This window comes from Flavobacterium sp. GSA192 (assembly GCF_006386525.1).
Lineage (GTDB): Bacteria > Bacteroidota > Bacteroidia > Flavobacteriales > Flavobacteriaceae > Flavobacterium > Flavobacterium commune.
Map to the genome: position 1 here is coordinate 741,560 of NZ_VAHC01000001.1, position 15,803 is coordinate 757,362.

The 15,803-nt window shown below is 34.1% G+C and carries 14 protein-coding genes; 4 read left to right on the forward strand and 10 right to left on the reverse strand.

Annotated features, from left to right (window positions below; genetic code table 11):
- Window positions 1-103: 103 nt before the first annotated feature.
- From FDM27_RS03125 to recF, 10 genes are all read right to left on the reverse strand, one after another.
- The gene (locus tag FDM27_RS03125; RefSeq protein WP_071185285.1) at window positions 104-949 is read right to left on the reverse strand and encodes an energy transducer TonB; all 846 of its coding nucleotides are present in this window, start codon (window positions 947-949) and stop codon (window positions 104-106) included.
- Between the two features lie 315 nt (window positions 950-1,264).
- Window positions 1,265-2,653 carry an MFS transporter gene (locus FDM27_RS03130; RefSeq protein ID WP_071185286.1) on the reverse strand — a complete coding sequence of 463 codons (1,389 nt, stop codon included), beginning with the start codon at window positions 2,651-2,653 and terminating at the stop codon, window positions 1,265-1,267.
- A gap of 777 nt (window positions 2,654-3,430) precedes the next feature.
- Entirely contained in the window at window positions 3,431-4,429 is a 999-nt protein-coding gene (locus tag FDM27_RS03135; protein ID WP_140485135.1) for a hypothetical protein, read from the reverse strand.
- Between the two features lie 241 nt (window positions 4,430-4,670).
- The gene (locus FDM27_RS03140; RefSeq protein ID WP_140485136.1) at window positions 4,671-5,222 is read right to left on the reverse strand and encodes an RNA polymerase sigma factor; all 552 of its coding nucleotides are present in this window, start codon (window positions 5,220-5,222) and stop codon (window positions 4,671-4,673) included.
- The gene (locus FDM27_RS03145; RefSeq protein ID WP_071185289.1) at window positions 5,213-6,319 is read right to left on the reverse strand and encodes a glycosyltransferase; all 1,107 of its coding nucleotides are present in this window, start codon (window positions 6,317-6,319) and stop codon (window positions 5,213-5,215) included. The genes FDM27_RS03140 and FDM27_RS03145 overlap by 10 nt, the downstream gene beginning before the upstream one ends.
- 124 nt (window positions 6,320-6,443) lie before the next feature.
- On the reverse strand, window positions 6,444-7,457 hold the full coding sequence (murB, locus tag FDM27_RS03150; protein WP_140485302.1) for a UDP-N-acetylmuramate dehydrogenase: 1,014 nt from the start codon (window positions 7,455-7,457) through the stop codon (window positions 6,444-6,446).
- A 132-nt stretch (window positions 7,458-7,589) separates the two neighbouring features.
- Window positions 7,590-8,651: a glycosyltransferase gene (locus tag FDM27_RS03155; RefSeq protein ID WP_140485137.1), complete on the reverse strand. Its 1,062-nt coding sequence runs from the start codon at window positions 8,649-8,651 to the stop codon at window positions 7,590-7,592.
- A gap of 107 nt (window positions 8,652-8,758) precedes the next feature.
- Complete coding sequence (locus tag FDM27_RS03160; protein ID WP_140485138.1) at window positions 8,759-9,436, reverse strand: DUF2461 domain-containing protein; 678 nt, start codon at window positions 9,434-9,436, stop codon at window positions 8,759-8,761.
- 20 nt (window positions 9,437-9,456) lie between these two features.
- Window positions 9,457-9,846: a rhodanese-like domain-containing protein gene (locus tag FDM27_RS03165; RefSeq protein WP_140485139.1), complete on the reverse strand. Its 390-nt coding sequence runs from the start codon at window positions 9,844-9,846 to the stop codon at window positions 9,457-9,459.
- Window positions 9,847-10,229: 383 nt separating this feature from the next.
- A complete protein-coding gene (recF, locus tag FDM27_RS03170) occupies window positions 10,230-11,309 on the reverse strand; it encodes a DNA replication/repair protein RecF (RefSeq protein WP_140485140.1) in 1,080 nt (359 codons plus the stop codon).
- Window positions 11,310-11,553: 244 nt separating this feature from the next.
- Here recF and FDM27_RS03175 point away from each other — a divergent pair, with 244 nt between their 5' ends.
- The 4 genes from FDM27_RS03175 (at window position 11,554) to FDM27_RS03190 (ending at window position 15,795) form a co-directional block, all read left to right on the forward strand.
- Entirely contained in the window at window positions 11,554-12,327 is a 774-nt protein-coding gene (locus tag FDM27_RS03175; RefSeq protein ID WP_140485141.1) for a tetratricopeptide repeat protein, read from the forward strand.
- 97 nt (window positions 12,328-12,424) lie between these two features.
- Complete coding sequence (gene ribH / locus FDM27_RS03180) at window positions 12,425-13,000, forward strand: 6,7-dimethyl-8-ribityllumazine synthase (RefSeq protein ID WP_140485142.1); 576 nt, start codon at window positions 12,425-12,427, stop codon at window positions 12,998-13,000.
- Between the two features lie 165 nt (window positions 13,001-13,165).
- Window positions 13,166-15,052, forward strand: a complete 1,887-nt coding sequence (gene mutL / locus FDM27_RS03185; RefSeq protein ID WP_140485143.1) for a DNA mismatch repair endonuclease MutL — start codon at window positions 13,166-13,168, stop codon at window positions 15,050-15,052.
- Window positions 15,049-15,795: a rhomboid family intramembrane serine protease gene (locus FDM27_RS03190; RefSeq protein ID WP_071185296.1), complete on the forward strand. Its 747-nt coding sequence runs from the start codon at window positions 15,049-15,051 to the stop codon at window positions 15,793-15,795. Before mutL ends, FDM27_RS03190 begins: the two co-directional genes overlap by 4 nt.
- Window positions 15,796-15,803: the final 8 nt, after the last annotated feature.

Genomic DNA, 15,803 nt, shown 5'->3' on the forward strand with positions numbered 1-15,803 from the left:
AAAGAGTTGTTTTAAGTTGTGAAGCTTTGGTACAGATTTGTTAAAAATAACACAAACAAAAAGCAGCACTAAGGCTGCTGTTTGTTTGTATGGAGATACGTTATTAATCAATTTGTATTGTAATAGGTAGGTTGTAAGCGGTTCTAACGGGTTTAGAATGCAACATCCCCGGAGTCCATTTGGCTTTCATGGATTGTAATACCCTAATGGCTTCTTTTTCTAAAAGTGCTCCCGGTTTGTTTAGAACTTTGATGTTGCTCATACTTCCGTCTTTTTCGACTACAAAAGAAACAAAAATGCGAATGTTACCACTTGCATCAACTGTTGGACTATTAAAATGATTGATAATATAGCGGTAGAATTTTTCTATTCCTCCCGGATATTGCGGTTTACTATCTAACAATTCAGTGATAATAATCTCGTTACCATTGGTGTTTGTGGTTTCGGTACCGTTGCCTGTTCCGGTTCCGTTAGCAATTCCTTCCGAAGATCCGTTGCCTAATCCGGTACTTAGAACTCCATCGGTTGGTTTGTCAACAGGATTATTTTTTACTAAGCTAAATTCGACATCTGGAGCTTGCGTGGCATTGACCACTATTGGATTAATGAGTTGTTTAGTTTCTATTGCCTCAGTGACTGTTTGTTGTTGGAGTTCAGGAAGAGCCGCCGCTGCAGCCTTCTCTTTTTCTTGTTCCGAATAAATATCTGTTAGTTCGATTACCGTTTCTGAATTTATCGGAATTGTTGATTCAGTAACATCTTTGGGATGAATAAGATTTAATAAATTGGGCAGAATTGCCAGTGCGGTGCATAGCAAAATTCCGATGCAAAGGGCATGAAAAGAAGTTTTGGTTGTTTCCTGACGAAGCTGAAAAGCGCCGTACTCTTTGTTTCTGTTTTCGAATACCAGATTAATCCAGTTGCTTTCATAAAGACTTAGTTTTGACATAATGTATAGATTTAATGGTTAAAGGTTCTGTTAAATCGTATGCGTATGTGGTATTTTTATTTAGAACGATTAAGTTACGGATTTAATATGTAAAATTCTTAGTTTTTTGAAAATAATTTAGAATAATTATAAAATAAGTCGTTTCCGGTTTTAAAAGTGAGATGTACTCTTTGATGAGTTGGGTTGTAAATGAGCTGTTTTTGGTCATAATACCTAAAAAAAGTTAAGGCTGTCTTTATCGGACAGCCTTACTTTTTAAACAATAATGAGAGCTTTTGATTTATTTCTATTATCCTTTGTGGATTTTAAATGATTTTATTTTGATTTTACATAAGATACAGCAGGTATTACTTCGCCGCTTACTTCAATTTCATCTTCTCTGTCTTTAACTGCAAATTTTACAGCTAAAACAATTACTCCGGTTATCAGAATGATAAGTCCTAATATGTAAAAAGCATTGGTATAGTCGATTAAATCTTTAGTTTGAGAAACACCTGTTTCATCAATTACATCTTTAGTAAATTTAACCGCTTTGGCTTTGAACAAGAAAGCGATTAACATTGCTCCAATATTTCCACCTGCACCCACAATCCCGGCAACACTTCCTACTGCTTTTGGATTTACGAAAGGAACTAAACTATACGTTGCACCGTTTGCCATTTTTAAACTCATTCCGAATAGGAACATTAAAAAGATAGCAACACCTAATTGATCCGTCATACCAAAGAAAATAATTCCGATACCTTCAATAACAAGCAGCAATGCCAGTAATAAATTTTTACCTGAAAAGCCATAACTTTTACCCACTTTGTCAGCAACAATACCTCCTAATGGTCTGGCAAAAAGGTTGATTAATCCAAAAATACCAGCACAAAGTCCTGCTGTTGCTAAACTGGCACCAAAAGTGTCCGTGAAATAAATAGGCGCAAAATTGTCAATAGTGATTTCAACACCAAAACAAGCAGCATAAGCAATGGTTAAAACCCAGGTACGGTAATCTTTAACAGCCAGCATAAAGGTGTTTTCCTTATTCTCATTTTCAATTCCAAGTTCTTTATAGTTACCATTTGGTAAATCTTTAGTATATCTGAAATATACAAAAGCAAAAACCAACAACATTACCCCTGGAACAATCATTGCATATCTCCAGCTGTCTTCCTGTGTACAAAAACCTAATCCTACGAATCCTGATGCAATAAGTGGCATTGTAATATTAGCTAAACCGGCACCTGCGTTTCCAAAACCACCTGCTGTAGCATTGGCAGTTCCTTTAATAGACGGAGCAAACATTACCGAAGTATGAAACTGCGTGATTACAAAAGAAGCACCAATAACACCGATAGCCAATCTAAAAAGAAGGAAACTTTCATAAGATTGTGAAGTACCAATTAATAATACCGGTACAGAACATATTATTAATAACCAAGTGTAAGTTAATCTTGGACCAAATTTATCGACTAATCGGCCTATTAATAATCGGGCGATGATAGTTGCCGATACAGATGCAATTTGAATGTTACCTAATTGGTCTTTTGTCAGGTGCAATTGTTCTTTAGCAATTGGCATAAGTGATGCCATACCGAACCACGCAAAAAATGAAAAGAAAAAGGTTAACCAGGTAATGTGGAAGGTACGCATTTGAACGCCTTTGCCACTAAAAATGTTTAAACTAGAAAGCGGTTGATTTGTTGAAATTGAACTCATCTTTAAAAAAATTAATTGTTTAGCACTATTTTTTTCTAAGTATCAAACTTACGTCTAAGTGTATTACTTATTTACAAGGCAAAATTATTTGCTTTTTTTGGATTAAAAGTTGCTAAAACGCAGCTTTTGAAAAATAATTAAGTATTTGTACGTAAGTATTTTATTTAAGTATCTTTCAATAACCATTTTATACATAAAAAAAACAGCTTACACCTATTGTAAAGCTGTGGATAAGTAAATCAAAAAAATATTGAAAGTATACGAGATTCAATAGCGTCTGGATTTAGCCAAACGCTGGAATTATTAATGAATAAGGCTTTAGCCTAAATTGTTTTGATTTAGCTAAAGCCAATATTGGATTTCTATTTTATAAACAGGCTAAAGCCTGTTCCAATTCATTTTTTATATTATTATCCGCAATCCTGTCATTGCGAGAGAAACGAAGCAATCTCATTCAGTAACTCGACAAAGTTGCTCACTGTTGTGGGCACGGAAAACATTTTCACGCGATCGTTGCGTTGATATATCCGAATGGTGAGATGTGTTCTTTAATGAGCCGCGTTGCAAACGCTCTGTTTTGTATTTAAAAGAAAGTAGGTCCTCGTTGCAAACGAGAACCAGAGAGAGTTGCTCACTGTTGTGGGCACGGATTATAAATCCGCTATCGTTGAGTTGATATATCTGTGCGGTCGGGTTTGCCAAATCATCCCAAATACAAAACCATATTTCCATTAAGCCAATTGCCCAAATCTGTTGTAGCGTGTATTAGGCGACGTACTATGTGTTTAATGTTTCATTCCATCTATCAAGAGCGGATACAAAATCATCTGGTTTATAATCAATTATTCTTTGGTAATGGTTTAAAATTCCTACTTTGTTATCAACCAGCATTTTATTGAAATTTTTTGCTTTTGCAGAATTTATAATCTGACTTTCTATTTTTATTGCATTTCGAATTGTTAAATCATAAATTTTATTATGGTTTATTTCAATTCCTTTTTCTTTAAGTCTAGGACTATTTTTGCAATAATTAGATATTGTTAGAATTACATTTAAAATTCTAATAATAGGATGAGGATGTGTGTTTTCTTCATAATATATTTCCTCTTTATATGCTTCAAATGATAGAAAATACAATAATATACTACTACTGAAAACTTCGATTACTGATTCAACTTGATAAGATGTCAATTCTTCTCCAAAAATTTTAAAAGCATATTGATGTATATGTGCAGAAATTGAAGTTGCGCTAAAAGTATCAGCATCAAATTCCAGTTTATGCATTTTTAAATCATATTCTTTAATTTCAGTTGGTCTTTCAAAAATAAATGATTTTAAACTTTCAGAGTTTTGAACTAAATGACCTAATTCGTGATAAAATGTAAAATGAAGTGCAACTTGATACATTAAAATATGAACCGGATTGTCTAGAAAATTATAAATTTTGTTGTAGTCCGAATGAAGTAATTCGTGAATTTCATCTTTTTCAAAAATGTTTTGGATAAGGAAAATCATTAATCCAGCGTTAATACAAATCAAATTATATTTGTCTGTAGTACCAGCTTTGGCATTTACACTTCTATTATTCAAATAGAAAATATAGCTTTTCTTTAAATTAAATCTTGAACTATTATTTGTTAAGGTAGTCTTATAAAAATCAAAGACTTTTGACAATTCTTCTGCATATGGGGAATCTGCAAAATCGAAAATTTCTTCACTTTTAAAGTCTGTTTCATATAAAACAGTTTTAATTTCATTTTCATATTCTTTTGTCATTATTCTCCTCGGTTTTTGTCGTATGTCGCCTAACTAGTTTATACATGTATAAATTGAGCTGTTTTGTTCTAAAACAGTATGTTATGCGTATGTTTTTGTTTGAATTGATGCGTATAATTTTTAATCATATAATACAAAAATAAAAATATTTCTTACACGCAAAAAGAAGTGACAATATTTTTTACCGCTACACTAAAACAAAATCTTAATGCAACTTAAACACCTTAATGGTTTAAAAAAATTATCGCTTATTGTTGATAATTTCGGCTAATAATTTCTTAGCTCTTAGGAGTTTTACTTTGACGTTGTTGAGAGGTTCGTCAATTTTGTTGGCTATTTCCTGATAGCTCATTTCCTGAAAATAACGCAGTTGGATTACTTCCTGATAATGCGGTTTTAATTCTTTAATGTATTGCAGTAATTGAGATAAATTTTGCTCCGTAATCAATTCGTCTTCTTTTGACGGAGTAGTATCGGCAATATTGTAGGCTTTTTGGTCTTCCTGCTCGGTGATTTCCACAAAAAGGCTCGATTTTCTTTTACGGAGCATATCAATATACACATTCTTAGCAATCGTAATCAGCCAGGTATTGAACTGAAATTCAGGATTGTAAGTGGCTATTTTGTCAAAAGCTTTCGAAAAAGTTTCAATGGTAATGTCTTCGGCATTCGTCTCGTTTTCAGTGCGTTTGAGCATGAATCCATAGACTTCACTCCAATAATGATTCAATAGAAAAGTAAAGGCCGTTTGGTCTCCTTGTTTGGCTTTTTCTATTTGAGTTTTTATTTCCAATTGACTGGTTTTGAAAAAATATTAGTGATAAAGACATTGATTTGCGTAAAAATAAGTGCAATTTCTACAAATGGAAACCAAAATTTAATATCCTTTTCTTTTAATTTTCCTGCGGCAATACCTACTATAATCCAAGCACATAAATAGCGGAAACCGACTAAACTCAATACCAGAATCCACTGAAATTGGAAAGCTAACAGTAAAGTGGCTAAAACAAGAAACAGCAATTGTGAAGAGAAAAACACTGCTAATTGCATTTTGTCAAAGAATTTGTAGTGCTTTGCAGTGGCTACATGTCTTCTTTTTTGGGTAAACCAATCTTTGTATGTTGTTTTTGGTGCCGAATAGGTAAAACTTTCCGGTGCATAAGCTATGGTAGTATTAGAACCCTTTGCTGCTTCGTTAATAAATAAATCATCATCACCGGAGCGCACCTGAATATGATTGATAAAACCGTTTACATTAAAAAATTCTTCTTTTTTATAAGCTAAATTTCGTCCCACCCCCATATAAGGATGACCTAGTTTTGCCCATGAAAAATACTGAACAGCAGTTAATATCGTTTCAAAACGAATGACTTTATTCAGGAAGGAATTGGCAATTTTTTCATAGCCTCCATATCCTAAAACAATAGTTTTATGTAAAGTAAATTGCGAACTCATAGCAGTAATCCAATCTTTTGATGTAGGAAAACAATCGGCATCGGTAAATAGCAAATATTCTTTTTTAGCGGCTTTAATCCCTAAGGTTAAAGCATATTTTTTATTTCCCCAAAAGGCTTCGTTGTTTTGTACTTTAACGAGGCGAATGTTAGAATATTGTTTCTCGAATGCTTCAAAAAGTTCCAAAGTGTTATCGCTCGAAGCATCGTCGATTAAAACAATCTCAAAATCAGGGTAGTTTTGCTCGGCTAACAGCGGAACATATTTGGCTACATTTTCTTCTTCGTTCTTGGCACAAACAATCACTGAAACAGGGATTCTTTTGGGCGTTATTTTTTGTGCTTTGGCAAAAGTAAATTTCCCAAAAACGCCTAAATAATACACAATTTGAACAGCAACAACAGCAATAAAAAAGTAAAGAATCAGTATAAGCATCAGAGTTTAATAGGTTTTTAATCCCGAAAGCTTTCGGGAGAGTGCAAAGGTATGAATTGAATTAGGGATTTGAAAATGATAAAATATGAATTTTAAAAGAAAATTTTCACAATCCCTTTTTGGTTTATATCACGTTGACTTCCGCCTCGATGCAAATGCCAAAAGTCTCAAAAACCGTTTTTTGAATGTCTTTAGAAACAGCCAGAATTTCCTGTCCCGTTGCATTGCCGTAATTCACTAAAACCAAGGCCTGGTTTTTATGAACTCCCGCATCGCCAAAGCGTTTTCCTTTAAAACCGGCTTGTTCAATCAACCAGCCCGCAGGAACTTTTACTTCGGTTTCCGAAACTTCGTAGAATTTCATCTCCGGGAATTTTTGGTGGATTTTTTCGAAATCAGTTTTTAAAACAATTGGATTTTTGAAAAAACTACCGCTATTTCCCAGTTCTTTGGGATCCGGTAATTTACTTTGTCTAATGGCAATCACCGCATTGCTCACGTCTTTTAGTCCCGGATTTTCGATGCCTTTTTTAGCTAGTTCTCCTAGAATATCTCCGTAAGAAGTATTGATTTTATGGTTGCGTTTGGTTAATTTAAAAATAACCGAAGTAATAATATACTGGTCTTTTGCCTCGTGTTTAAAAATACTTTCGCGGTATCCAAAATTGCATTCGGCATTGGTGAAGGTTTTTATTTCCTGAGTGGCAATACGCATCGCATCACAGGAAACGAAAGTATCTTTGATTTCGGCACCGTAAGCGCCAATGTTTTGAACCGGTGTTGTGCCCACATTTCCCGGAATTAGCGACATGTTTTCCAGTCCGCCAAAACCTTGCTCGATGTTCCAAAGTACAAATTCGTGCCAGTTTTCGCCTGCCTGACTTTCAATCCAAACAAAATCCTCGTCTTCCTTAATGATTTTCTTTCCTTTTAAATCAATGTGAATCACTAAAGCATCAATATCCTGAGTCAATAACATATTGCTTCCACCGCCCAAAACGAATTTTTTCTCAGAGGAATGTTGTTCTAAAATCGTTTTCAAATCGGCTATGCTGTGAACAGCAACAAATTGTCTGGCTTTGGCTTCAATGCCAAAAGTATTGTGGTTTTTTAAAGAAAAATTATTTAGAATTTCCATAAAAGAAAGCGCTTTTTTAGTCGTGAATTGAAGGCTCAAAAGTAAGGTTTTTTGTTTTAACCATTAAGAAATTAAGCTAATTTAAGACTTAGAGTTATTTAATGAATCTTAATTCCTTAATGGTCAAAAAAATCAGATGGTATTATTAATCAATTCGTGGTATTTATGAGCAATGATTTTCATATTAATTCTATAATCCACATGTTTTTCAATGAATTTTCGATTGTTTGTAATGGCTTCGTTTCGAATCGCTTCGTTTTCAAAAGCCCAAAGAATTTCATTGGCCAGCATTTCAATATCGTCAACGGTAATTAATTGTCCGTTTTCGCGATGGTGAATCCAACTTTGATTTCCTGGAATATCAGAAACTATGGGGTAACAACCGCAAGCCATAGCTTCAAATAAAGAAGCTGAAACACCTTCGGTTATTGGTGTACTAATATAAAAGTTAGATTTTTGTAGCTGTTCTGGAAGTTCAGTATTGGGAATTCTTCCAGTAAAAATTACTTTATTTTCGATTTGGATTTTCTTTGCTAAATCTTTTAAATATTCTAATCTTATTCCATCGCCCACAATGGTTAAAGAAAAATCAATTCCTTTTTGATGTAAAATTCCAAAAGCTTTTAAAATAATTTCATGTCGGTATTCCGGTAACAGTGAACGAGTAACAATAGCATGAATTTTATCAGGATTAGCAGTGTTTTTATTTTCGAATTGATTCAGGTCAATTCCCTTCGGTATAACCAAAACTTTGCTCATGTCCACTTTGGAATTTTTCATGTGTTCGGCCATTATAGGACCCCAGGCGTGAATGAGTGTGGCTTTTCTGAAGGCGTAATTTTGCAAAATCTTTTTGAAAGGAATGCTGATGGAATTTTCAGGCCATAAATCGGTTTTGCCTTGTTGGGCAATGGTGGAAGGTTTTAATCCCGAAAGTGCTGCCAGAAAACCATAACTGGTTGTTCTTTCGGCAATAATCATATCGGGTTTTTGCTGGCGAATTATTTTTTGAATCGTAAAAGGAGCGAAGCCGAATTCCAATGTTCTGAGAATTCTGCTCAACAACGAATTATTTGGAGTTTGTAATTCCCAATTGATAATTTCAAAATCGCCAAATTCCTTTAAGCCGTTTATCCAGGTGATGGCATCAGCGCGGTAGGATTCTCCAAGAAAAAGTATCTTTCTTTTTTTCATTAAAGATGTTTTTTTGCTACGAATTCAAGAATTATTTTATATAAATTGGTCAATTACTACGCCGGTTCGCTATCGCTCGCAGCGTGGTGAAATTCCAGTATTTACTCTTAAAATTCATCCGTTTCTAAGGCGCGATTCAGGAACTCGTTCAATGGTTTTAAAAGGATTAGTTTTTGGCTCATTTTCGAAACAAAATCTTTTTTAGTTACGTCGGAAATATCGAATTTTTGAACGGTTTCGAAACTTTTTAATTTCAAAAAATCAATCGCAGGATGTTCTTTTTCATAACCTCTGGGTGGATTTTTGAGAACGCTGTTTTCGTTACGGTTAAAATCGCCAAATTCTCTTTTGAAATTAGGGTCGTTCAAAATGGCTTCTAAATCTTCGTAAAAAAAGGCAATTTCTTTGCGTATTTTTTTGAGTTGGTCAGGATCTGGCGAATAAAATCCTCCAGCTATAAAACTCCCTCCTTTTTCTATGTGAACGTAATATCCGGAACGGTTTTGATCTTTAGCTCCCGAAGACAACCAAACACCCAAATGCGATTTATAAGGTGATTTGTCTTTAGAAAATCGAATATCACGATTGATTCTGAAAGTGCAATTTTTAATTTCCAGCATTTCCAGTGCAGGATCCATCGGTTTCATGGCATCCAGAAAATCACTCACTAACTGATGATAATCTTTTTTAAAAATCTCATAGCGTTTTTTGTTATCCTGAAACCATTCTCGGTTATTATTGTTTCTTAAATCGTCTAAGAATTTCAGTGATTCTTTTGTAAGCATTCGTGATGTTTTTTGAATTTTTATTTTGCAGTTTTTGATTCGGCGTTCCATTTCAGATAACCGCCATCCAGATTGTATATTTTTTTAAATCCTAATGCTGATAGTTTTTCGGATGCTTTGAGACTTCGTTTGCCACTTCGGCAATACACATAAACGGGTTTGTTTTTGTTAAGTTTTTCAGTGTTTTTAACGAAATTTTCGTTTTGCCAATCGATATTTACAGCATTGTCGATATGTCCTTCGGCAAATTCTTCGGGAGTACGAACATCCAGAATTTGTGGTTTTGGAGTGGATTTTATTTCTTTTGCAAAAGCAGGAACTTCAACCGTTTTTATTTTTGTTACAGTTTGTGCGTTGCAAGAAAATAAGATGGAAATAAGTAGTATTGAGAATAAGGATTTGAATTTCATCGGATTTGGATTTTAATAGTCTCAAAAATAGTTAAAAAGGATAGGTTTTCTTTCGTTTGTGATTTTTTTTTAACCGTAGATTAACGCAGATTTAAACGGATTAATCTAGTAGTAATTGAAATTATTTGCTGTTCAGTAATCGGAATGAAATAATGTCGGTTTTTAAAAACATATAAGTCAATGTAAGTTTTATTTTATTTAGTGTCTTACTTAATGGGTATATGGTTTTGTAAATTAGGTCATATAAGGTTTGGCGGTGTTTTTATATGATAATAAATTACTAATATGTTAAATTCTTATATGGACTTATATTTTAAAAGTTTAGGCTTTAAATAATTGATTTAAGATGATAACTTAATATGACTTATATGTTTTAAAAAAAATTATAAGTTGAATATCTTATAAGATTGCAACGTCGATTTTACAATGGCTTCGGTGCGTTCCGGATGTGTATCTGAAATAAAAAGTTGACCAAAAGTGTCGGAGTTAACCATTTCTACAATTTTTGCTACCCGAGTTTCGTCTAATTTGTCAAAAATATCATCAAATAATAAAATGGGTTTTACGCCACTTTGTTTTTTTAGGAATTCAAATTGTGCCAGTTTTAAAGCAATCAAAAATGATTTTTGTTGTCCTTGTGAGCCGAATTTTTTGATGGGATGATTGTCAATTTCAAAAGATAAATCGTCTTTATGGATTCCCATGCTGGTATAATGCAAGGCTCTGTCTTTATTGATGTTTTCTTGTAAAAGCGTTAATAAATCATTTTCGAATAAATGACTTTCATATACTAATTGAACTGATTCCTGCGAACCCGTAATGGCATGATGGTGTTCGTTGAAAATGGGAATAAACTCGGCAATGAATTCTTTTCTTTTTTCGAAAATGTATTTCCCAAAATCGTTGAGTTGCTCATTATATATAGATAAGGTATCGTTGTCAAAAACATGATTCAAAGCAAAATATTTCAACAGAGCGTTGCGCTGACTCATTACTTTTTGGTATTGAATGAGTTGTTGCAAATAATGGGAATCGAGTTGGGATATAATGCTGTCAATGAATTTTCGGCGGGTTTCGCTGCCTTCGATAATTAAATCCCTGTCGGCTGGTGAAATAATCACGAGTGGTATAAAACCAATATGATCGGAGAATTTATCATAAGCTTTGCCGTTGCGCTTCAGTACTTTTTTTTGTCCTTTTTTCAGGCTGCAAACCAGTTGTTCGCTTCTTTCATTTTTGATGAATTCGGCATCAATTACAAAAAACTCTTCGCCATGTTTGATATTTTGAACTGCCAGCGGATTAAAATAGCTTTTTCCATAAGATAAATGGTAAATAGCGTCCAGAATATTGGTTTTTCCAATACCGTTTTTTCCAACAAAGCAGATTATTTTACCGTCAAATTCGAAATTGGCTTCTGAAAAATTTTTATAGTTGAATAAAGATATTTTTTTTAAATACATTTTGTGGTTTGCTGCTATTGAGGTATTTGCTGTTTTTGTAGCTGTGTTTAAAAACGGCTGCAAATTATTGAAAAATATCGATATAAATGGCTTTTGAATTTGTTTCTGTGCCAAAAAAAATCCTGCAGGATTTGAGGATTATTCGTTAAAATAAAAATATTTTCGATTTAGGTATAAAATATTAGTTTTTATGTGTGGGTTTGAATAAAAATTTTATTTTTGCGGTTCACTAAATTATTTTTAAATGGCTACGTACAATAAAAGAGGATATAAAGCACCAAAAGAGAAAGAAGTTAAAGAGACAGTTGAAGAAGTTGTAATCGACGAAAAAAACAGCACAACGGCTGAGGTTTTTTCTAAATTAGATGAAACTGCATCAAGAACGGAAGACTGGGTAGCTAAAAACCAAAAAATCATTATTGGTGTAGTAGGAGCTATTGCTTTATTAACTGTAGGATATGTAGCTTATCAAAAATTTATTGCTGAACCAAAAGAAGAGGAAGCGGCTAGCGAAATGTTTGTGGCGCAACAAAATTTTCAACAGGCCAGTAGCGGTGTTGCAAGTGATTCATTGTACAAATTGGCATTAAACGGTTCTGAAGGTAAATTTGGTTTTATTAAAATAGCTGACGAATATTCAGGAACTTCAGCTGGAAATTTAGCAAATTATTATGCTGGTATTGCTTATTTGAATACAGGTAAATTTGCAGAGGCTATTGAGTATTTAGGAAAATTCAAATCGGATGATGTTGTTTTGAGTGCTTTGGCAAAAGGAGCAATCGGTGACGCTTATGCAGAGAAAAATCAGCCAAAAGAAGCTTTAGAAAATTATATTAAAGCATTTGAATCTAATAAAAATGATTTTACAACGCCACGTTTCTTATTGAAAGCCGGAAAAACAGCTTTGGAATTAGGAAACAAAGAAGACGCTTTGAAGTATTTTACAGATATTAAAGATAATTATGAGAATTCACCTGAAGCTGCTTCAGTTGATGCTTTGATAGGTTTATCTCAATAATATAAAACACATTTAAAAATTGGTGATTGCAAGGAATTAATACTTGTAATCACCAATTTTTATTTATAAATTGAAAGTCTAAAAAAATAAATTTGATATGGCAACGATTAATAAAAATTTATCAGTTTACGATAAGAGTACACTTCCAAGTGCGAAAGATTTTCGTTTTGGAGTTGTAGTTTCAGAGTGGAATGACACTATAACAGAAGGTTTGTACAAAGGAGCGGAAGACGCTTTTTTAGACAATGAAGTTCCAGCGGGAAATATTATCCGATGGAATGTTCCGGGAAGTTTTGAGTTGATTTACGGAGCTAAAAAAATGTTGCAAACTCAAAAAGTGGATGCTGTAATTGTAATTGGATGTGTAATTCAGGGACAAACCAAGCATTTTGATTTTGTTTGCGAAGGCGTAACACAAGGAATTAAGGATCTGAATGTGCAAACGGATATTCCGGTAATTTTTTGTGTGTTGACCGATAATACTATGCAACAATCCATTGATAGAAGTGGAGGGATTCATGGAAATAAAGGAACTGAAGCGGCGATTGCAGCAATAAAAATGGCTTACATTCGTCAGCAGGCTTCATTGACTCATGATTATGTACCGCAAAATTTGTTGACTTCGGGAGCAATTCAGCTGGATGAAGGGACGCCTTTAGAATTAAAAGAGTAAGACTAAATAATTCAAAATGAAACCTATACTATTCTAGCCAAATGGTATAGGTTTTTTTGTTTTATTTATGATTTGCAAAAGAAGGAAAGCCAGCCAAAAATTATTAAATTTGCTGGACTTCGTTATCCTTTGAATATTAATTACAGAAAACTGAATACTGAAAAAATGTCGAGTATAATCCAATTACTTCCTGATCATGTTGCTAATCAAATTGCTGCGGGTGAAGTGGTTCAAAGACCGGCTTCGGTGGTCAAAGAATTGCTTGAAAATGCTGTCGATGCTAATGCTACGGATATCAAGTTGATTATAAAAGAAGCAGGGAAATCATTGGTTCAGGTTATTGATAATGGAAAGGGGATGAATGTGACCGATGCACGTTTGTGTTTTGAGCGTCATGCTACTTCCAAGATTCGTCATGCCGAAGATTTGTTTAGTTTGCATACCAAAGGTTTTCGCGGTGAAGCTTTGGCTTCCATTGCAGCGATTGCCCATGTGGAAATGAAAACCAAACAGGATCAGGAAGAATTGGGAACGCAAATTGTAATCGAAGGAAGTAAATTTGTTTCCCAGGAATCGGCTGTGTTGCCTAAAGGGACTTCGTTTGCCGTTAAAAATTTGTTTTTCAATATTCCTGCCCGACGTAATTTCTTAAAGTCGGATACGGTGGAATACCGACATATTATTGATGAATTTCAGCGTGTGGCTTTGGCACATCCCAATATTCATTTTACGTTTTATCATAATGGCAGCGAAATGTATAATTTACCCATTTCGACCTTAAGACAGCGTGTGGTAAATGTTTTTTCGGGGAAAACTAACGAGAAATTAGTTCCCGTTCAGGAAGATACTGAAATTGTAACGGTTCAGGGATTTGTCAGCAAACCTGAATTTGCTAAAAAAAACAGGGGAGAACAGTTTTTCTTTGTCAATGACCGATTTATAAAAAGTGGTTATTTGCATCATGCGGTGATGGCTGCTTATGACGGAATTTTAAAAGACGGAACCCAACCGAGTTATTTCCTGTATTTGACAGTTCCTGCGAACTCTATCGATATCAATATTCATCCTACCAAAACTGAAATCAAGTTTGATGATGAAAGTGCTTTGTATGCTATTTTAAGGGCTTCGATAAAACACAGTTTGGGGCAGTTTAATGTGGCACCTGTTTTGGATTTCGAAAGAGATGCTAATTTGGATACGCCTTATCATTATAAAGATATGGAAGGAGCTATGCCTACCATTCAGGTGGATAGTACTTTTAATCCGTTTTCGGATGATAAAGTCAATAAGCATTATGCTGGTTCTAATTCAAGTTCAGCTTCGACTTCTGCATACAAAAAACCGGCTGCTACAGCCAGTTGGGAAAGTTTATATGTGGGGTTAAAGCAAGAGCCTGAATTCACAACGGAAACCGAAAGCACTGAATTTTCATTCGAAAGTGAAGAAGTTACGGGTTCGTTATTTAATGACGAAGAAGTAGAACACGCCGTTCAGAATGTATATCAAATTCATAAAAAATATATTGTTTCTCCCATCAAGTCTGGAATGGTAATTGTGGATCAGCAACGCGCGCACCAGCGTGTTTTGTACGAACAATTTTTGACGAATATGACGGTGCATCAGGCATCGAGCCAGCAATTGTTGTTCCCGTTGAATTTGTATTTTTCGTCAAGCGAAATGGAATTAATTGATGAATTGAAGCTTTCCCTTGTCAATACAGGATTTGTTTTTGAAGTTACTAATGATGATCATGTGGTGATTTCAGGAATTCCGGTAAATGTTACCGAGAGTGAGGTTTCAATGCTTTTAGAACAGTTACTGAACGATTTGCAGGATGGAATTCCGGAGAATAGTTTTAGTCAAAATGATACTATTGCCAAGTCGATGGCAAAGAGTTTAGCCGTGAAAACAGGAACAAGTTTAACCGTTAAGGAACAGGAAAATTTAGTAAATGGTCTTTTTGCCTGTAAAGACCCTAATGTATCGCCTTTTCAAAAACCAACTTTCATCACCATGCGTGTGGAAGATATAGATAAAAAATTTGCAGTATGATGAATGTTACCGAAACAGTAAAACAATTATTGATAATAAATATTCTGTTTTTTATAGGAACTCTAATAGTAGGTAATCCAGCTTACGAGATATTGGCAATGTATTTTCCCGAAAATCAGGAATTTCATGGTTGGCAAGTTATCTCGCACATGTTTATGCACGGTAGCTTTATGCACATTTTCTTCAATATGTTTGCCTTGTATTCATTTGGTTCTGCGTTGGAACATTTTTGGGGAAGTCAAAAATTTCTTTTCTTTTATATTTCTTGTGGTTTAGGAGCTGCTTTATTGCATACAGGGATTAATTATTACTATTTTAATGATGCCATCAGTATATTAGGAGAACAGGGTTTTCAAAAAACAGAGATTTTAAAATTGTTGAATGAAGGAAAAATTGATACACGATGGCAATCGATTTTAACAGCATCAGAATATCAGAATTTTATTAGTGCTTTTGTAGGCACTGTTGTAGGAGCGTCCGGTGCTATTTATGGAATTGTTGTAGCTTTTGCTTTTATGTTTCCAAATGCAGAGTTGGCTTTGCTATTTATTCCTGTACCAATAAAAGCCAAGTATTTTGTACCGGGTTTGGTTTTAATCGATTTGTATTTGGGAGTATCCGGACAATCAATTTTTGGAGGAACTGGAATTGCTCATTTTGCACATGTAGGAGGTGCTTTGTTTGGTTTTTTAATCATGTGGTATTGGAAGAAAAATGAGTTTAACAGCAACCGTTGGAATTAATATTTTAA